Origin of the sequence: Kluyvera cryocrescens NBRC 102467 (assembly GCF_001571285.1) — a bacterium.
Classification (GTDB): Bacteria; Pseudomonadota; Gammaproteobacteria; order Enterobacterales; family Enterobacteriaceae; genus Kluyvera; species Kluyvera cryocrescens.
This window is the reverse complement of the sequence record NZ_BCTM01000012.1, coordinates 120,970-138,475: the sequence shown is the minus strand read 5'-3', so window position 1 is coordinate 138,475 and position 17,506 is coordinate 120,970. Positions and strand designations below refer to the sequence as shown.

Below are 17,506 nucleotides of genomic sequence, written 5' to 3'. Positions count from 1 at the left end.
TTTATTACACTAATATGCAACGAAGGTTAATTTACTCATTAAATAAAATATCTGTTTAGACTGCGTTGAATAATGTGATTTTGCGCTCAGTTAGCATGTAAGCTGGGCGCTTTATTTTCATTGCATAAAGAATGTAATTAATTGATAAACAATTAAATTTGTTTATTCCTCATTTATTGTCTCAACCCCTCCACCTTTCTTAATCTTATCCTAAGATAACACTGATACTTTAATCGCCATCGAATGTTGCTGGCTTAAATATCATGTCTATTCACCCCTGATTTTAACAAAACAACTATCGTTAAGTTTATTCACCATTCAGGCGTGCTCATTTGAGTAATAGGGTAAGGAACATTCATGAGTGACTTTCTGCCGTTTTCCCGCCCTTCTATGGGTGAGGCGGAGTTTGCGGCGCTCAAAGAGGTGCTGCAATCCGGTTGGATCACCACCGGGCCGAAGAATCAGGCGCTGGAAGAGGCGTTCTGTGCCTTAACCGGCAACCGTTTTGCTATCGCCGTGAGCTCGGCCACCGGTGGGATGCACGTGACGCTGATGGCGATGGGGATTGGCCCCGGCGATGAAGTGATCACGCCATCCCAAACCTGGGTTTCCACCCTCAATATGATCGTCCTGCTGGGGGCGACGCCGGTGATGATCGACGTGGATCCTGACAACCTGATGATCACCCCTGAGGCCGTTGAAGCGGCGATCACTCCGCGCACGAAAGCGATTATCCCGGTGCACTATGCTGGCGCGCCAGCGGATATCGACGGCATTCGCGCCGTCGCCGAACGCCACGGTATCCCGATGATCGAAGATGCCGCTCACGCTGCCGGCACCTACTACAAGAATCGTCACGTTGGCTGGCAGGGGACGGCGATTTTCTCTTTCCACGCCATCAAAAATATGACCAGCGCCGAAGGCGGACTGATTGTCACCGACGATGAACAGCTAGCGAACCGTATTCGCAGTCTGAAATTCCACGGCCTGGGCGTGGATGCCTATGACCGCCAGACGCACGGGCGCGCCCCACAGGCGGAAGTTATCAGCCCGGGATTCAAGTACAACCTGGCGGATATCAACGCTGCGCTGGCATTGGTACAGCTGGGCAAACTGGGTCAGGCCAACCAGCGCCGCAGCGAAATCGCGACGCGCTATACCCAGGAACTGGCCGATACCCCGTTCCAGCCGCTGGCCGTTCCGGGCTGGGCGCATCTGCACGCCTGGCATCTGTTCATAATCCGCGTTGATGAGCAGCGCTGCGGCATCAGCCGCGATGCGCTGATGGAACAACTGAAGGCGAAAGGGATTGGTACGGGGCTGCATTTTCGCGCCGCACATACGCAAAAGTATTACCGCGAGCGCTTCCCGGAGCTGTCGTTACCCAATACCGAATGGAACAGCGCGCGTATTTGTTCGCTCCCCTTGTTCCCCGATATGACCGATGACGATGTCACCCGCGTGATGACGGCGCTCCATCAATTGGCAGGACGTTGAAATGTTTGAATACCCGAAGGTTAAAAAAGTCTCCGTGGTGATCCCGGTATACAACGAGCAGGAAAGCCTGCCGGAGCTGATCCGCCGCACCGATGCGGCGTGCAGCTTGTTAGACTGTGAATATGAAATTCTGCTGGTCGACGACGGTAGCGCCGATGACTCGGCGCAGATGCTGGTTGCGGCCGCCGAAGCGCCGGATAGCCACGTGGTGGCGGTGCTGCTCAACCGTAACTACGGCCAGCACTCGGCAATTATGGCCGGGTTCAGCCATGTGACCGGCGATCTGATTATCACCCTTGATGCCGATCTGCAAAACCCGCCGGAAGAAATTCCGCGGCTGGTTGAGAAAGCAAACGAAGGCTATGACGTGGTCGGTACTGTACGGCAAAACCGCCAGGACAGCGTGTTCCGTAAGACTGCATCGAAAATGATTAACCGCCTGATCCAGCGGACCACCGGTAAAGCGATGGGCGATTACGGCTGCATGCTGCGCGCCTATCGTCGCCATATTATTGACGCGATGCTCAACTGCCATGAGCGCAGCACCTTTATTCCGATTCTGGCGAATACCTTCGCCCGCCGCGCCGTGGAGATCCCGGTGCATCACGCCGAGCGCGAGTTTGGCGACTCCAAATACAGTTTTATGCGCCTGATTAACCTGATGTACGACCTGGTGACCTGTTTGACCACCACGCCGCTACGTCTGTTGAGCGTGGTCGGCAGTATTATCGCCGCCCTCGGTTTTGCCTTCTCGATCCTGCTGGTGGTGCTGCGTCTGGTACTCGGTGCGGAGTGGGCGGGCGACGGCGTGTTCATGCTCTTTGCCATTTTGTTCATGTTCATCGGCGCCCAGTTCATTGGTATGGGGCTGCTTGGGGAATATATCGGCCGTATCTACAACGATGTGCGTGCCCGTCCCCGTTACTTTATTCAACGTGTTGTACGCCAGGAAAGCCTGGTGTCTGAAGAGGAAAATCAGTAATGAAAGCTGTTGTATTTGCCTATCACGACATGGGTTGCACTGGTATTCAGGCACTGCTGGACGCCGGGTACGACATCGAGGCGATCTTCACTCACCCGGATAACGCGGGTGAAAATAACTTCTTCGGCTCCGTTGCCCGTCTGGCGGCCGAGCAGGGGATTACCGTTTATGCTCCGGAAGATGTTAATCACCCGCTGTGGGTTGACCGTATTCGCGGCATGTCGCCGGACGTGATTTTCTCCTTCTACTATCGCAACCTGCTGTGCGACGAGATTCTACAGCTTGCGCCAAAAGGCGCATTCAACCTGCACGGTTCTCTGCTGCCGAAGTATCGTGGGCGGGCGCCGCTGAATTGGGTACTGGTCAACGGTGAGAGTGAAACGGGTGTGACGCTGCACCGCATGATTTCCCGCGCTGACGCCGGGGATATCGTGGCTCAACAGCCTGTTGCAATTGCTGATTCCGATGTCGCGCTGTCGCTGCACCGTAAGCTGTGTTCTGCCTCCCAGATGCTGCTGGGCGATGCGCTGCCGAAAATCCGCAGCGGCCAAACCGAGGAACGTGCGCAGGATGATGCGCAGGCCACCTATGTGGGCCGTCGCACCCCGGAAGACGGGCGTCTGGAGTGGGAAAAACCCGCGCAGACGCTGCATAATCTGGTTCGTGCGGTTAGCGATCCGTGGCCGGGTGCGTTTGGCTTTGTGGGAACCAGCAAATTCATCGTCTGGAAATCCCGTGTGCGTACCGATCTGCCGGCGGCAAAACCGGGCACCGTGCTTTCCGTCGCGCCGCTGGTTGTCGCCTGTGGCGAAGGGGCGCTGGAAATCGTGACCGGCCAGAGCGCTAACGGCGTGTACATGCAGGGCGCACAGCTGGCACCGGCGATGGGCCTGGTTGCTGGCGCGCTGCTCTCCAGCCGTCCGTTTACCGCCGTGAAACGCCGCACTCGCGTCTTGATCCTCGGGGTTAACGGTTTTATCGGTAATCATCTGACCGAGCGCCTATTGCAGGATGATAGCTACGAGATTTATGGCCTGGATATTGGCTCCGATGCCATTAGCCGTTTCCTTGACTGTCCGCGTTTCCACTTTGTGGAAGGCGATATCAGCATCCACTCCGAGTGGATTGAGTATCACATCAAAAAATGTGACGTGGTGCTGCCACTGGTGGCGATCGCCACGCCGATTGAGTACACCCGTAACCCGCTGCGCGTGTTCGAGCTGGATTTCGAAGAGAACCTGAAGATTATTCGCGACTGCGTGAAGTACAACAAACGCATCATCTTCCCATCGACTTCAGAAGTGTACGGCATGTGTACCGATGCCAACTTTGACGAAGACACCTCCAATCTGGTGGTGGGGCCCATCAACAAACAGCGCTGGATCTACTCGGTGTCCAAGCAGTTGTTGGATCGCGTGATCTGGGCCTACGGTGACAAAACCGGTCTCAAGTTTACGCTGTTCCGTCCGTTTAACTGGATGGGGCCACGCCTTGATAACCTGAACGCTGCGCGTATCGGCAGTTCACGTGCGATTACCCAGCTGATCCTGAATCTGGTTGAAGGTTCGCCGATTAAGCTGATTGAAGGCGGTAAACAGAAACGCTGCTTCACCGATATTAGCGACGGTATTGAAGCGCTGTTCCGCATCATTGAGAACAAAGATGGTCGCTGCGACGGGCAGATTATCAACATCGGTAACCCGGACAACGAAGCGAGCATCAAAGAGCTGGCGGAAATGCTGCTGGACTGCTTCGAGCGTCATCCTCTGCGCGACCGTTTCCCACCGTTTGCCGGCTTCCGCGAAGTGGAAAGCAGCGACTATTATGGTAAGGGTTATCAGGACGTTGAACACCGTAAGCCGAGCATCCGCAACGCGAAACGCTGTCTCGACTGGCAGCCTACCGTTGAGATGCAGCAGACGGTTGAAGAGACGCTGGACTTCTTCCTGCGGACGGTGGAACTGACGGACGAAAAACCATCATGAAAAAAGTAGGTTTGCGCGTTGATGTGGATACTTTTCGCGGTACGCGCGAAGGCGTTCCCCGGCTGATGGCGGTGCTGAAAAAGCACCGTATCCAGGCCAGTTTTTTCTTCAGCGTCGGGCCGGATAACATGGGGCGTCATCTGTGGCGCCTGGTAAAACCGAAGTTCTTGTGGAAGATGCTGCGCTCGCGCGCAGCTTCGCTGTATGGCTGGGATATTCTGCTCGCCGGGACCGCCTGGCCCGGGCGGCGCATTGGCGCAGCGAACGCGGAGATTATCCGCAGCGTGGCGCAGGGACATGAAGTTGGCCTTCACGCCTGGGATCACCATCGCTGGCAGCAGTGGAGCGGCGTATGGAAGGAACAGCAGTTGATCGATGAAATCGGCCGCGGCCTGCACGAGTTGGAAGCCATTCTTGGGCGCCCGGTCTCCTGCTCTGCAGTAGCCGGCTGGCGCGCCGATCAGCGGGTGGTGAAGGCCAAAGAGTCGTTTGATTTTCATTACAATAGCGATTGTCGCGGCACGCAGCCGTTTCGCCCACAGCTGAATAACGGTGATTTTGCCACGGTGCAAATTCCCGTGACGCTGCCGACCTGGGATGAAGCGGTAGGAACGGTAGTGAGCGCAGAAGGCTTTAACCGCTGGCTGCTGGAGAAAATCCGTCTCGATACCGGGACGCCGGTTTATACCATTCATGCTGAGGTGGAAGGCGGCGTTTGCGCCGAGCAATTCGACCATTTGTTGACGCTGGCTAGTCAGCAGGAAATTCATTTTTGCCCACTAAGCCAACTGCTGCCGGATGACTTTAGTCAGCTACCGGTTGGTAAAGTGGTACGTGGAGAGATGGCCGGCCGTGAAGGCTGGCTAGGTTGCCAACAACTTTTGAGCCCCGATGTATGAAATCCCTTCGCTATGGAATTTCGTTAGTTGCATTGTTCGTGCTGTATTACCTGGTTCCGCTCAATTTTCGGCTGCTGTGGCAGCCGGATGAGACTCGCTATGCGGAGATAAGCCGTGAAATGCTGGCAACCGGCGACTGGATCGTGCCTCACTTCCTGGGGCTACGCTATTTTGAAAAGCCGATTGCCGGTTACTGGATCAACAGCATTGGCCAATGGTTATTTGGTCATAACAATTTTGCCGTTCGCTTTGGCGTGGTGTTCTCGATTACCGTTTCTGCGCTGCTGGTGGTCTGGCTGGCGTGGAAAATCTGGCGTGACCGCAAGGTAGCGCTGCTCTCCGGCGTGATTTTTTTAACCGCATTTCTGGTTTATGGGATTGGCACCTACGCGGTACTCGACCCGATGATCACCCTGTGGATGACCATGGCGATGGCCAGCTTCTGGCTGGCGGCGTCGGCTGAAACAACCGGTCAGCGATTCTGGGGCTACGTGCTGCTCGGCGTTGCCTGCGGGATGGGGGTGATGACCAAAGGTTTCCTCGCGCTGGCGGTGCCGGTGATTGGCGTGCTGCCGTGGGTGATTGCGCAAAAACGCTGGCGGGAAGTGCTGGTCTGGGGCTGGCTGTCGGTGCTGGTTTGCGTGCTCACGGTGCTGCCGTGGGGGCTGGCGATTGCTGAACGTGAAGGCGATTTCTGGCGCTATTTCTTTTGGGTGGAACATATCCAACGTTTTGCCCAGAGCGATGCGCAACATAAAGCCCCGTTCTGGTACTACATTCCGTTCCTGATTGCCGGGAGTTTACCGTGGCTGGCGCTGCTGCCGGGCGCCTTGAGGCGCGGCTGGCGTGAGCGTGAAGGACAGGGCGGGGCGTGGTATCTGTTGGGCTGGGTTGTCATGCCGTTCCTGTTCTTTAGTATCGCCAAAGGCAAGCTGCCAACCTACATTCTGCCGTGCTTTGCACCGCTGGCGATGCTGATGGCCCGCTATGCGGTGGAGGCCGCAAAAACGGGCGCGAAAGCGCTGCGGGTAAACGGCCTTATCAACATCGCGTTCGGCGTTGTGGGGCTGGTGGCGGTGTGGGTCGTCTCGCCGTGGGGGCCGATGAAGCACCCGGTGTGGATGAAAATTGAGCTGTATAAATGCGTGCTGGCGGCGGTGGCTTTTTTTGTCTGGGCGCTGATGGGCTGGCTGTCGATAAAACCGGGAACCCAGCGCTGGACGCTGGCCGCGCTCTGTCCGATTGGGTTGGCGCTGCTGGTCGGTTTGGCGATACCTGACCGTGTGACCGACAGTAAGCAACCGCAATTTCTGGTGGATATAGTTAACGAGTCGCTGACGCCAAGTCGCTACGTATTGAGTAACAGCGTCGGCGTTGCGGCAGGGCTTGCCTGGGAGCTTAAACGCAGCGATGTGATGCTGTATGGTCAGCAGGGAGAGCTGAAATACGGGCTCTCGTATCCTGATGCTAAGGGCCGCTTTGTTGACAGTGATGAGTTCCCGCAGTGGCTGGCGGCGCACCGCCAGGAAGGCCCTATCTCGCTAGTGCTGCTGCTGTCGCGCAACGTGAAGTTGGCGGATCTGCCGCTGCCGAAACCTGATGAGGTGTACATGATGGACCGCACCGTCTTTATTCAGTATCGCCCGCAATGATTGTCTGGGGCTGTCTGCTGCTCGCCAGCCTATTGAGCTGCGCGGGGCAGCTATGTCAAAAGCAGGCGACGCGCCCCGCGCCGCAAGGGAAGCGTGGCCGTCACCTGCTCACCTGGCTCGGGTTAGCGCTGGCGCTGCTTGGGCTGGGAATGCTGCTGTGGCTGCTGGTGTTGCAGCAGATCCCGGTCAGCGTGGCCTACCCGATGCTGAGCCTGAACTTTGTTTGGGTCACGCTGGCGGCGCGAATCATTTGGCGTGAACCGGTAAGCCGCCGTCACTGGGCGGGTGTGGCGCTGATTATCATTGGCATCATGCTCGTGGGGAGTAGCGTCTGATGGGACTATTGTGGGCATTAATGAGCGTGGCGCTGGTGAGCGCCGCTCAGTTGACGCTACGAACGGCGATGACCACGCTGCCATCGGCGGATGAGCCGTGGTTATTGCTGCAGCATTTGCTGCACGTTGGCGATGGCACACTCGCGCTGCTGCTGGGGCTTTCCGGCTACGTGGCATCGATGGCCTGCTGGTTCTTTGCCCTTAAGCGCCTGCCGCTGGCGAAGGCCTATGCGTTATTGAGCCTGAGCTATATGGTGGTGTGGCTGGCCGCCATTTGGCTTCCCGGCTGGCATGAACCGTTCTCCTGGCGCGGACTGTTGGGCGTCGTGGTGATTGTGGCAGGGGTGATCACCATTTTCTGGCCGAACAAACCTTCCTCCTCCGCCTAGCGCGGTCTCGACCCGGCGACAAAATATGCAATAATGCCCTTTTGGTTTTGTTTATACACAAAATAATTCGAGTTGCAGGAAGGCGGCAATAGAGAAAATCCCGATGAGCTTACTCGAGTAAGTGATTCGGGTGAACGAACGCGGCCAACGCACATGCAACTTGAAGTATGACGAGTATATAAGGGATTATCTATGCCAGCGGCCGACGCAGAGGTGCAGCTTAGCGGCTTGCGCCTCAATCTGCGTATTGTCTCCGTCGTTATCTTCAACTTCGCCAGCTATCTGACCATTGGCCTGCCGCTGGCGGTGCTGCCAGGCTATGTCCATGATGTTATGGGATTTAGCGCCTTTTGGGCGGGGCTGGTGATTAGCCTACAGTATTTCGCCACTCTGCTCAGCCGCCCGCATGCCGGACGCTACGCCGACCAGCTCGGGCCGAAAAAAATCGTCGTCTTTGGCTTATGCGGCTGCTTTCTCAGCGGGTTGGGGTATTTATTGGCCTCGTTTGGCAGCGGCTGGCCGCTGGTGAGCCTTGTGCTGCTGTGCGTCGGGCGGGTGATCCTGGGGATTGGACAAAGCTTTGCCGGAACCGGCTCGACCCTGTGGGGCGTTGGCGTGGTCGGTGCTCCCCATATTGGCCGGGTGATCTCCTGGAACGGTATCGTCACCTACGGTGCGATGGCGATGGGCGCGCCGCTGGGCGTGCTTTGCTACCGTTACATCGGCTTGCAAGGATTGGCGCTGGCGATTATGGCGGTCGCTGCGGTGGCGATTCTGGCGGCGCTGCCGCGTGCGGAGGTGAAAGCCAGCAAAGGTAAACCGATGTCGTTTCGCGCCGTATTGGGCCGCGTCTGGCCCTACGGAATGGCACTGGCCCTGGCATCGGCCGGGTTTGGCGTTATCGCCACCTTTATCACCCTGTTTTACGATGCCAAGGGCTGGGACGGTGCGGCCTTTGCCCTCACGCTGTTTAGCTGCGCCTTTGTCGGTACCCGACTGCTGTTCCCCAATGGTATTAATCGTCTTGGCGGCCTGAACGTGGCGATGATCTGTTTCGCCGTTGAAGTGTTGGGCCTGCTGCTGGTGGGCATCGCGGCGACTCCGCTGATGGCCAAAGTTGGGACGTTCCTGGCCGGGGCCGGTTTTTCACTGGTCTTCCCGGCGCTGGGCGTGGTGGCGGTAAAAGCGGTGCCACAGCAAAACCAGGGCGCTGCGCTGGCCACCTATACCGTGTTTATGGATTTGTCGCTAGGGATCACTGGGCCGCTGGCTGGGCTGATGATGGCGTGGATGGGGGTATCGACGATTTATCTTGCGGCCGCGGGGCTGGTGACGCTGGCGCTGCTGTTGGGATGGCGGTTAAAAAAACGGCCTCAAGCGTAATCACGCCAGAGGCCGTTGGGTCATCAGGCTAGCTTAGTTGATGACCAGAGTATTAATGATTTTTTCCGCGTCGGTCTGCGCCTGCTGCTGGTTGTCCGCTGGCAGCGTCACCTGCAGAGTCAGCAGTTTGCCGTCGACTTTACCCAGCACCACGGAAGAGTATGCGGTCTGCCCTTTGGCAGAAATGATGCTATCGAGCTGCTGTAGGGAATGACCCTTCACGTCGATGGCTTTGTTGGTCACAACCTGCAGCTGCGGGTCGCGGTTGCGCTGCTGCTCTTCCAGACGCTTGGTCAGCACGGCCAAATCTTCATTGGTGCCGTCGCCCACGATGACGATGATCGCTTTCTGGCCGGTGGCATCGGAATAAACGTGCATGTTGTTGCTTTGCGTGCCGAGCTTACCGCTCTGGTCGGTCATCCCGGCCGGTAACGTGAAGCTGAGTTTACCGTCTAGCAGGCTGATAGCCTGACCGGCGGTGTCACTTGCGGCAGCAGAACCCTGTGCAGGGGTGCTGGTATCGCTGTTGTCACAGGCAGCAAGACCCACAACCAGCAGGCCAATACCAACATATTTCACCAATTTGCGCATTGACTTCTTCCTTTCGATAAACAGCCACTAACGGCTCATTCTGCTATCTTATCACAACCAATGTCATGAACTCTTAACCGGGCTGTGCTGCGGATAAATCGGATTTATCTGCCAGCTTCTTCATCAGTAAGTTCAACAACACGCCATACATCGGCAAGAAGAACACAATGCTAATCAGCACTTTGAAGGTGTAGTCCACCAGAGCGATCTCCACCCAGTGTGCAGCCATGAAAGGATCGGTGCTGCGCCAGAAAGCGATGAAGAAGAATGCCAGCGTGTCGCTGATATTGCCGAACAGCGTGGAAGCCGTCGGTGCCAGCCACCAGTGTCGGCTCTTCCGCAGGCGGTTAAAGACGTGGACGTCGAGGATCTGCCCCAAAGCGTAGGCCATAAAGCTGGCCGCGGCGATACGCGCGACAAACAGGTTGAAGTGCGCCAGCGCGCCGAAGCCCTGCCATTCCCCCATATAAAACAGAGAAGAAATAACGTAGGAGATCATCAGCGCTGGGATCATCACCGCAAAGACGATGCGCCGCGCCAGCGGTGCGCCAAAAATGCGCACGGTGAGGTCAGTAGCCAGGAAGATAAACGGAAAGCTAAACGCGCCCCAGGTGGTGTGGAAGCCGAAAACCGACACCGGCAGCTGCACCAGATAGTTACTGGAGGTGATCACCAACAGGTGAAATAGCGATAGCCAAACCAGCGCATGTTGGCGCTGAATGGAGGTAAAGGGAGTCATATTGTACCTTTTTAGTGGTTGGGGTGAGGGAACCCAATAATCTGCAAACCTATTGCAGGGGCGGAATGATACTGCTTTCGCATTTCATTGCAATGGTTGTTTTTCACGCAATCGTTAACCTTGTTGCGTTGCGAGTGGGTCGGCGTAAACTAATGCCGTTTTTTCACATGACGAGATGATAATGACCGATTTGTTCTCCAGCCCCGACCACACCTTAGATGCGCAGGGCCTCCGCTGCCCGGAGCCGGTAATGATGGTGCGTAAAACCGTGCGTACGATGCCGGTGGGTGAAACGCTGCTGATTATTGCCGACGATCCCGCCACCACGCGCGATATTCCCGGTTTTTGCCGTTTTATGGAACATGAGTTGATTGCCGAGCAGACCGAGTCGCTGCCGTATCAATACCTGTTACGTAAAAGTCACTAATGACGAATGGCGGCTGCGCCTCTATTAATGAGCATGCTTATCATAACGCATTGATTTTATTTGTTTGATAGGCGCGGCCATTCTCAGCTCCCTTCACGAGAGCATTCGTAGGGCTAATCTTGAGCTGCCTCTCAGTTTCAATGTCTATCCTGTAAAGCCGCTAGCCAATTTATTGATGTGAATCGCATAATTTCCCCTTGTTTCCCTTCCGGCACATCAAATAAAAATGAAAAAATCGATTCTTGCGCTTTTACTTGGCTTAAGTACCTCTGCGGCGATGGCTGACCCCGTCAATATCACTATCCTCGGCACCTCCGATCTTCATGGTACTTTTGTGCCGTGGGACTATTCAACGGACACCGAAAATCTGGCGGGTAGCCTGAGCCAGATTGCTACCCAGGTGCGCAAAGTGCGCAGTGAACAGCCTAACGTCATTCTGGTCGACGCAGGCGATACCATTCAGGGCAACTTTGTCGAGACCTTCAAGCACGACAAAACCAGCCCGATGATCCTCGGATTTAACGCGCTGGACTATGACGTTTGGGTGATGGGCAACCACGAATTCGACTTCGGCCTGAAATCACTGTCGACCTCGCTGAACCAGTTTAAGGGCACGGCGCTGGCCGGCAATATTCTATGGGACAGCGGAAAACCGTATCTCCCGGCATCTAAAATCATTGAACGTCAGGGCGTGAAAATTGGCATTATCGGTATGGATACCCCGATGACCGCCGAGTTCGCTAAAGGCACCGACCGGGTGAAAGGGCTGAACTTTACTGACCCGGTTGACGCGGTGAAAAAGACTATCCAGCAGCTCCAGGGGCAGGTCGACGCCATTGTGCTGGTGGCGCATATGGGGATCGATAACGAAAACCAGCGCCCGGGTACAGGCGTAGGCGATATCGCGCGCGCGAATCCTGAACTGGCGGCTATCGTTGCCGGGCACATGCACGTGAAGGTCGACAAAGAGGTGATTAATGGCGTGATTGTCACCGAGCCGGACAAATATGGTCGCGCGCTGTCGCGCATCGATCTGCAGTTCGAACAGCACAACGGTAAGTATGTGCTGATCAATAAAGACAGCTACACCTATACCATCAAGGGCATGGCTTCTGATAAGAAGCTGGAAGAGGTGTATCAGCCGTATCACAAGATTTTGCGCGCCAATGCCAATCGCCCGATTGCCCAGTTGAGTGGTCAGGATCTGGTGCCACCGGATGCGGTGAAGGGCATTCCGCAGGTGCATGTTCAGGATACAGGCATCAGCAAGCTGTATCAGGAAGCCAGCCGCCACTATGCGCCGAAGGCGCAGGTGATTGCGCTGCAAATTGATAACGATCGTCCTAAATTAAACGTCGGCACCATCACGGCGAAAGATATTGCCTTCAACTACCAGTATGCGGGGGGTGAAATCACCGTGTATCAATTGACGGGCAAAGAGCTGAAGAAATACATGGAGTGGTCTGCGGGTTACTTCAATCAGCTCCATGACGGCGACGTGACCTACAGTTTTAATCCGCAGCGTCGGGCCTCAAAATACTCCACCAATGATTTCTTCGACGGGGTGACCTACAAAATCGATCTGCGCCAGCCGGCCGGGCAGCGTATTCAGGATCTGAAAATGGCCGACGGCACGCCGGTAACGGACAGCACGCCGATTCGCCTCGGGATGAATAGCTATCGCATGGGCCATCTGACGCAAAAAGGCGGCGCGCTGGAAGGTATGCAGTTCCCGGTGCTCTCTGACAGCAAAGCAGAGTATGGCGAAGAGGCCGGTACGATACGCAATCTGACGATCCGTTATCTGAGCGAAGTGAAAAAGGGGCAATATCAGGGCGTGACGGAGCAGCGCTGGCAGTTGGTCGGTCTACAGGGTTATGACCGTGAGCGTAAAATCGTCGAAACGCTGCTCAATGAGGGAAAAATTAGCGTCCCAACCAGCGAAGATGGGCGCTACAGCAACGTTGCATCCTTCAATGTGAAGGCATTACTGTTTAGCGATCCGCAGGCAAAGCAGCAGAAACAGGTGGCATTGCAGGCGGAGCTGGCGGCGGCAAGCTCTCCAGCGGCGAAGAAATTCATCAGCGATCAACTGGTGGTGCTTGATGCGATAAATCAGCCTGGATGATATCGACGTGCCGGGCGCTCAGATTGAACGCCCGGCACGGTGTTGGTGTCGACGGGTGTGCTTACCCGGCCTGCACGTTTTACGTCATGTGTAGGCCTGACTCGCTCACCATTAAGCGGTAAATTTCCCTCGCAGCAGACGCAGCGCATTGAGCGTCACCAGCACCGTAGCCCCCGTATCGGCCAGCACGGCCAGCCACAGCCCGGTCATTCCCAGCAGGGTTGTGATAAGGAAAATCCCTTTTAGCCCCAGGGCGATGGTGATGTTTTGCCGCACGTTGGCATGGGTGGTGCGCGCCAGACGAATCATCTGTACCAGCCCGGTTAATCGGTTGTGGGTCAGCGCCGCATCGGCGGTTTCCAGCGCCACGTCGGTGCCGCTGCCCATCGCAATCCCCATCGCAGCCGCTTTCATTGCCGGCGCATCGTTGATGCCGTCGCCGACCATCGCCAGCGGCCCCCTGGCGTTAAGCGCGGTGACCTCTTTGACCTTATCCGCTGGCAGCAGGTTAGCGCGGTACGCCATGCCGAGTTCATCGGCTATCGCTGCCGCGGCGCGCGGGTTATCACCGGTCAGAATCACGCCCTGAATGCCCAATTCGCGCAGGCCTTCAACCGCCTGGCGTGCTTCCTGGCGTACCGTATCGCGCAGCGCCAGAATCCCCAGCAGCGTATCGTCGCGGGTTACCAGCACCACCGTGTTACCCTGGCTTTCTAGCTGCTCAATCTGCGTCTGCTGCGCCTCGGCGGGGAACTTGCCCGCCGCGCAAATAACGATACGTTGGCCGTTAACTTCTGCCTCGATCCCCGAACCGACCAGCGTGCGCTGAGCCAGTGCTGGCGCAATGGTGAGGTTGCGCTGCTGGGCTTCGCGCACCACCGCCTGGGCCAGCGGATGAGTGGAACCCTGCTCGACGGCGGCGGCCATCGCCAGCAGCGTCGCTTCATCAACATCCGCCGTAGGGATAACCGCTGTGACCTGCGGTTTCCCCAGCGTCAGGGTGCCGGTTTTATCAAAGGCCATCTGAGTGATGCGACCTAATTGTTCCAGCGCGGCGCCGCCTTTAATCAGCGCACCGTGGCGCGCGGCGGTCGCCAGGCCGGAAGTAATGGCTGCCGGCGTGGAGATCACTAGCGCACATGGGCAACCAATCAGCAGCAGGGTTAGCCCTTTGTAAATCCACTCTTCCCATGAGGCTGAGAGCAGCAGCGGCGGGACAAGCGCAACCAGCAGCGCAATCGCCATGATGACCGGCGTGTAGATCCGACTGAAACGGTCGATAAAACGTTCGATCGGCGCGCGGCGCTCTTCGGCCTCTTCGATCAGGCGCAGAATACGGTCAATGGCGCTGTCGCCGGGTTTGGAAATCACGCTGAGCTGTACCAGGCGGTCGGCGCTGGTGGCGCCCGCCGGCACGCTTTCACCCGCGCTGCGCTCAACCGGAATCGACTCCCCGGTTAAGGCACTTTCATCAAAGCTGGCAAACGGAGTGATCAGCTTACCGTCGGCCGGGAGACGTCCTCCGGCAGCCACCTCAATGACATCACCGGGCTGTAAATCTTTCTGCGCCACGGTCTCACGCTGGCCATCTCGCACCCGCACGGCGGTATCCGGTTTGAGCGCCATCAGCGCGCTCACGCCCTGACGCGCGCGGTTGGCGGCCCAACCTTCGAGCCGTTCGCCGATTAAAAACAGCAGCAGTACCATCGCCGCTTCTGCCGTTGCACCGATAAACAACGCGCCAATTGCCGCGACGCTCATCAGCGTTTCGATAGCAAACCAGCTACCGCTCTTAATCAGGCGCAGCGACTGGCGAGCAATCGGGAACAACCCGACAAGGGTGGTGGCGATAAAGGCTAAATTGCCGAGCGGATGGTTGAACTGCTCCAGCCCCCAACTGATGGCCATCATGACGATAAGCGCAATCAGCGGCAGGTTTTCCCGCAGGCGGGAGGTTTTTACTGCCGGTGCGGGAGCGTCCTCGCTGCGCAGGGTATAGCCCGCGGCGCTGACCGCTTTTTCGATCTGTGCGCGGACGTCTTCATCGGCATCAACCAGCAGTTTTTCCGTGGCGAACAGCACTTTGGCTTGCTTCACACCCGTGACCTGGCGCGCGGCGGTTTCCACTTTGCGGGCGCACGCGGCGCAGTCCATACCGTTAACCACCCAGCTGTAGCGTGCATCCAGCGCGCTTTCTACCGGCTCCTGCGCGGTGGCACATTGGCTGTCGCAGCAGCAATCGTCCTGCACCTGTGGGACAGGAGCCAGCTTGAATGAGGAGAACTGCGGGGCTTTTTTGTCATGCGTCTCTGGAGTCGACATCGTATCCTCCGGTTAATGATCGTTGTTTCATTAAGCGCAGCATACACTCTGGAGTCGACTCCAGAGTCAAGCGAGAAATTACAAATAAAGTGCGCGAACGATAAAGAAGTGTCCGGCAAAGTAGCAGGCGGCGTAAATGGCGGTATCCGCGCGGAAGCGGCCACGGTACTGGCTCACCAGCCAGACGATATTGCCCAACAGCAGCAGCGCGGCACCGAAGAAGCCAGACAGCGCGGTGTCGGTTGGGCGCAGGAACCACAGCTCGCCCGCCACCCAAACCATCACCAGCGTCATACCGATAAACGCCAGCACCGGCAGGCGCATCTCTTCCAGCCTTGTCCAGATTGTGACTAGCAGCAGCGCACCGATCACCAGTAATATCACCGGCAGTGGCCAGAAGAAGGTGAAGGTCAGCTGGCCGGCAAACCAGATGGTATAAAGCAGGTGCGAGAGGAAAAAGGCCCCCACCGCGTAGAGCATGCGCTGGCGCGGCAGGAGCGTTAGCGCATCGCCGACCAGCGCGGCACACAGACCCGCCAGCACCAGATAGCTGATGGCGTTAAACATTGGCGCCTGCCAGGCGAGAAACAGCAGTAAAATGAGGGTGATAGGTTTGAATGCCCAGCGCTGCCAGGTTGGGCCACGATAGGCAGCATCAACGTAGAGCCACCCGGTAAAGAAAACTGCGATAAACGACCAAAGCATATTAAGTCCCTGTATCTGTTATCTTAATAGGTACGGTATTGCCAGTCCTGAATGTCCAGTGTAGTAGTGGGGATGGTTGGATGACAATGACTGACTGCGTCGTTTACTCTGATTTGCGTAAATTCTTATGAGAACCTGAAATGAGCAAGATGCCTCTGTTTTTTATCGTTGTGGTGGCGGCCATCGTCATTGCCGCTTCGTTCCGCTACGTCCAGCAGCGCCGGGAAAAGATGGATAACGACGCAGCACCGCTGCTGCAAAAGCGAGTGGTGGTCAGCAACAAACGGGAAAAAGTGCTCAACGATCGCCGCTCGCGTCAACAGACCGTGGCACCCGCGGGCAGCGAGATGCGCTATGACGTGAGCTTTAAGCCGGAACAGGGCGGGCTAGAGGTGAGTTTCCGCGTGGAAGCGGCACAGTATCATCAACTGACCGTCGGGGATAAAGGGACGTTGAGCTATAAAGGCTCGCGCTTTGTCGATTTTAAGGCGGAATAGAGAATACCGGCCTGTTGTTGCCACCAGGCCGGAGGGATTATTTCTTCTTTTTCAGGCTGGCAGCCGTTTTCTTTTGCCATACCAGCAGTTCAAACACGCCGAAAAGGAAGATACGCACCTTCTCGCCAAACGTCATTTGCGGCCCATCCTTTGGCATTGTGGATTGCAGCAGCGCCATTTGCATCCCGTGCATTAACACCATAAAAATCAGCGCAACGTTGACGAAAATATTCAGCGGGCGCGGGAACGGCTGAATGACGTTCAGCACCAGAAATGCCCATACGCACAGCATCAACAAACGACCCAGATTAATCAGCATCCTTTTCTCCCTGCACTTCACGATGATAGAGGCGATAAGCAACCTGACCGGCGATTTTCTCCCGGTGTAATTCCCAATCGGCGGGGACCGGCGGCATACCGTTTTCCACTTCGCTTTCGACGTAGATCAGCGCGCTATCCGCCAGCCAGCCGTTCACTTCCAGCAGGTTTAGCGTCTCTTCCAGCAGCCCTTTACGGAATGGCGGATCGACAAACACGACATCGTGCGGCGTGCCGCTTTGGTTAAGGTAGGTCAGGGTGTTGGTGTTCACCACTTTACCGTGTTCGGCTTTTAGCGTGGCGAGGTTTTTTTGCAGCTGTTGAGCAACGTGGCGCTCCATCTCCAGCAGCGTCGTGCTGGCGGCATAGCGGGAGAGTGCTTCCAGTCCTAATGCGCCGCTGCCGGCAAAACAGTCCAGACAGCGGGCGTCTACCATGGACGGCGCCAGCCAGTTAAAAAGGGTTTCACGCACGCGGTCGGTGGTGGGTCTAAGACCTGGGCTGTCGGGGACAGGAAGTTTTCGGCCGCGCCACTGTCCGCCAATAATGCGGATCTGACCACTGCCGCCGGAGGTTGGTTTTTTCATTTGTTCGCTCTGATCGCTCTTTCAGCCTGCTATTCTAGCGATCTGCTCTGCCGGGTGAAAGCGGTGAAGC

General features: G+C 56.7%; 16 protein-coding genes and 1 pseudogene. 11 read left to right on the top strand and 6 right to left on the bottom strand.

What is annotated here, in order from left to right:
• Nucleotides 1-357: 357 nt before the first annotated feature.
• The 8 genes and pseudogenes from arnB to KCR01S_RS10205 all read left to right on the top strand — a co-directional run bounded on the left by arnB (nt 358) and on the right by KCR01S_RS10205 (nt 9,154).
• A complete protein-coding gene (arnB, locus tag KCR01S_RS10240; RefSeq protein ID WP_061282614.1) occupies nt 358-1,497 on the top strand; it encodes a UDP-4-amino-4-deoxy-L-arabinose aminotransferase in 1,140 nt (379 codons plus the stop codon).
• A 1-nt stretch (nt 1,498) separates the two neighbouring features.
• Nucleotides 1,499-2,479, top strand: coding sequence for an undecaprenyl-phosphate 4-deoxy-4-formamido-L-arabinose transferase (arnC, locus tag KCR01S_RS10235; RefSeq protein ID WP_061282613.1), 981 nt, complete (start codon nt 1,499-1,501; stop codon nt 2,477-2,479).
• A complete protein-coding gene (arnA, locus tag KCR01S_RS10230; protein WP_061282612.1) occupies nt 2,479-4,464 on the top strand; it encodes a bifunctional UDP-4-amino-4-deoxy-L-arabinose formyltransferase/UDP-glucuronic acid oxidase ArnA in 1,986 nt (661 codons plus the stop codon). Before arnC ends, arnA begins: the two co-directional genes overlap by 1 nt.
• Nucleotides 4,461-5,363 carry a 4-deoxy-4-formamido-L-arabinose-phosphoundecaprenol deformylase gene (gene arnD / locus KCR01S_RS10225; RefSeq protein ID WP_061282611.1) on the top strand — a complete coding sequence of 301 codons (903 nt, stop codon included), beginning with the start codon at nt 4,461-4,463 and terminating at the stop codon, nt 5,361-5,363. The genes arnA and arnD overlap by 4 nt, the downstream gene beginning before the upstream one ends.
• A complete protein-coding gene (arnT, locus tag KCR01S_RS10220; protein WP_061282610.1) occupies nt 5,360-7,015 on the top strand; it encodes a lipid IV(A) 4-amino-4-deoxy-L-arabinosyltransferase in 1,656 nt (551 codons plus the stop codon). Before arnD ends, arnT begins: the two co-directional genes overlap by 4 nt.
• Nucleotides 7,012-7,350: a 4-amino-4-deoxy-L-arabinose-phosphoundecaprenol flippase subunit ArnE gene (gene arnE / locus KCR01S_RS10215; protein ID WP_061282609.1), complete on the top strand. Its 339-nt coding sequence runs from the start codon at nt 7,012-7,014 to the stop codon at nt 7,348-7,350. The genes arnT and arnE overlap by 4 nt, the downstream gene beginning before the upstream one ends.
• A complete protein-coding gene (gene arnF, locus KCR01S_RS10210; RefSeq protein WP_061282608.1) occupies nt 7,350-7,739 on the top strand; it encodes a 4-amino-4-deoxy-L-arabinose-phosphoundecaprenol flippase subunit ArnF in 390 nt (129 codons plus the stop codon). The genes arnE and arnF overlap by 1 nt, the downstream gene beginning before the upstream one ends.
• 192 nt (nt 7,740-7,931) lie before the next feature.
• Nucleotides 7,932-9,154: pseudogene (locus KCR01S_RS10205) on the top strand (MFS transporter).
• 1 nt (nt 9,155) lies between these two features.
• Here the strand turns inward: KCR01S_RS10205 and KCR01S_RS10200 are convergent.
• Nucleotides 9,156-9,713, bottom strand: coding sequence for a DcrB family lipoprotein (locus tag KCR01S_RS10200; protein WP_061282606.1), 558 nt, complete (start codon nt 9,711-9,713; stop codon nt 9,156-9,158).
• Between the two features lie 73 nt (nt 9,714-9,786).
• Complete coding sequence (locus KCR01S_RS10195; RefSeq protein WP_061282605.1) at nt 9,787-10,452, bottom strand: 7-cyano-7-deazaguanine/7-aminomethyl-7-deazaguanine transporter; 666 nt, start codon at nt 10,450-10,452, stop codon at nt 9,787-9,789.
• 181 nt (nt 10,453-10,633) lie between these two features.
• Between KCR01S_RS10195 and tusA the strand changes: the two genes are divergently transcribed.
• Together tusA and KCR01S_RS10185 are read left to right on the top strand one after the other, a co-directional pair.
• Nucleotides 10,634-10,879, top strand: a complete 246-nt coding sequence (tusA, locus tag KCR01S_RS10190) for a sulfurtransferase TusA (RefSeq protein WP_061282604.1) — start codon at nt 10,634-10,636, stop codon at nt 10,877-10,879.
• Between the two features lie 226 nt (nt 10,880-11,105).
• Nucleotides 11,106-13,007, top strand: a complete 1,902-nt coding sequence (locus KCR01S_RS10185) for a bifunctional metallophosphatase/5'-nucleotidase (RefSeq protein WP_061282603.1) — start codon at nt 11,106-11,108, stop codon at nt 13,005-13,007.
• Between the two features lie 111 nt (nt 13,008-13,118).
• On the opposite strand, the gene zntA is transcribed toward KCR01S_RS10185, so the two are convergent.
• The gene (gene zntA, locus KCR01S_RS10180; protein ID WP_061282602.1) at nt 13,119-15,329 is read right to left on the bottom strand and encodes a Zn(II)/Cd(II)/Pb(II) translocating P-type ATPase ZntA; all 2,211 of its coding nucleotides are present in this window, start codon (nt 15,327-15,329) and stop codon (nt 13,119-13,121) included.
• A gap of 78 nt (nt 15,330-15,407) precedes the next feature.
• The gene (locus KCR01S_RS10175) at nt 15,408-16,034 is read right to left on the bottom strand and encodes a lysoplasmalogenase (protein ID WP_061282601.1); all 627 of its coding nucleotides are present in this window, start codon (nt 16,032-16,034) and stop codon (nt 15,408-15,410) included.
• Nucleotides 16,035-16,174: 140 nt separating this feature from the next.
• Here KCR01S_RS10175 and KCR01S_RS10170 point away from each other — a divergent pair, with 140 nt between their 5' ends.
• Entirely contained in the window at nt 16,175-16,531 is a 357-nt protein-coding gene (locus KCR01S_RS10170) for a DUF2500 domain-containing protein (protein WP_061282600.1), read from the top strand.
• A gap of 37 nt (nt 16,532-16,568) precedes the next feature.
• On the opposite strand, the gene KCR01S_RS10165 is transcribed toward KCR01S_RS10170, so the two are convergent.
• Together KCR01S_RS10165 and rsmD are read right to left on the bottom strand one after the other, a co-directional pair.
• Nucleotides 16,569-16,850: a DUF1145 family protein gene (locus KCR01S_RS10165; protein WP_061282599.1), complete on the bottom strand. Its 282-nt coding sequence runs from the start codon at nt 16,848-16,850 to the stop codon at nt 16,569-16,571.
• A complete protein-coding gene (gene rsmD, locus KCR01S_RS10160) occupies nt 16,840-17,436 on the bottom strand; it encodes a 16S rRNA (guanine(966)-N(2))-methyltransferase (RefSeq protein WP_061282598.1) in 597 nt (198 codons plus the stop codon). Before rsmD ends, KCR01S_RS10165 begins: the two co-directional genes overlap by 11 nt.
• Nucleotides 17,437-17,506 lie beyond the last annotated feature (70 nt).

Excerpts from the sequence above, each read along its gene's own strand:
- arnB (WP_061282614.1), top strand. The coding sequence starts at position 358 with ATGAGTGACTTTCTGCCGTTTTCCCGCCCTTCTATGGGTGAGGCGGAG.
- arnC (WP_061282613.1), top strand. The coding sequence starts at position 1,499 with ATGTTTGAATACCCGAAGGTTAAAAAAGTCTCCGTGGTGATCCCGGTA.
- arnA (WP_061282612.1), top strand. The coding sequence starts at position 2,479 with ATGAAAGCTGTTGTATTTGCCTATCACGACATGGGTTGCACTGGTATT.
- arnD (WP_061282611.1), top strand. The coding sequence starts at position 4,461 with ATGAAAAAAGTAGGTTTGCGCGTTGATGTGGATACTTTTCGCGGTACG.
- arnT (WP_061282610.1), top strand. The coding sequence starts at position 5,360 with ATGAAATCCCTTCGCTATGGAATTTCGTTAGTTGCATTGTTCGTGCTG.
- arnE (WP_061282609.1), top strand. The coding sequence starts at position 7,012 with ATGATTGTCTGGGGCTGTCTGCTGCTCGCCAGCCTATTGAGCTGCGCG.
- arnF (WP_061282608.1), top strand. The coding sequence starts at position 7,350 with ATGGGACTATTGTGGGCATTAATGAGCGTGGCGCTGGTGAGCGCCGCT.
- KCR01S_RS10200 (WP_061282606.1), bottom strand. The coding sequence starts at position 9,713 with ATGCGCAAATTGGTGAAATATGTTGGTATTGGCCTGCTGGTTGTGGGT.
- KCR01S_RS10195 (WP_061282605.1), bottom strand. The coding sequence starts at position 10,452 with ATGACTCCCTTTACCTCCATTCAGCGCCAACATGCGCTGGTTTGGCTA.
- tusA (WP_061282604.1), top strand. The coding sequence starts at position 10,634 with ATGACCGATTTGTTCTCCAGCCCCGACCACACCTTAGATGCGCAGGGC.
- KCR01S_RS10185 (WP_061282603.1), top strand. The coding sequence starts at position 11,106 with ATGAAAAAATCGATTCTTGCGCTTTTACTTGGCTTAAGTACCTCTGCG.
- zntA (WP_061282602.1), bottom strand. The coding sequence starts at position 15,329 with ATGTCGACTCCAGAGACGCATGACAAAAAAGCCCCGCAGTTCTCCTCA.
- KCR01S_RS10175 (WP_061282601.1), bottom strand. The coding sequence starts at position 16,034 with ATGCTTTGGTCGTTTATCGCAGTTTTCTTTACCGGGTGGCTCTACGTT.
- KCR01S_RS10170 (WP_061282600.1), top strand. The coding sequence starts at position 16,175 with ATGAGCAAGATGCCTCTGTTTTTTATCGTTGTGGTGGCGGCCATCGTC.
- KCR01S_RS10165 (WP_061282599.1), bottom strand. The coding sequence starts at position 16,850 with ATGCTGATTAATCTGGGTCGTTTGTTGATGCTGTGCGTATGGGCATTT.
- rsmD (WP_061282598.1), bottom strand. The coding sequence starts at position 17,436 with ATGAAAAAACCAACCTCCGGCGGCAGTGGTCAGATCCGCATTATTGGC.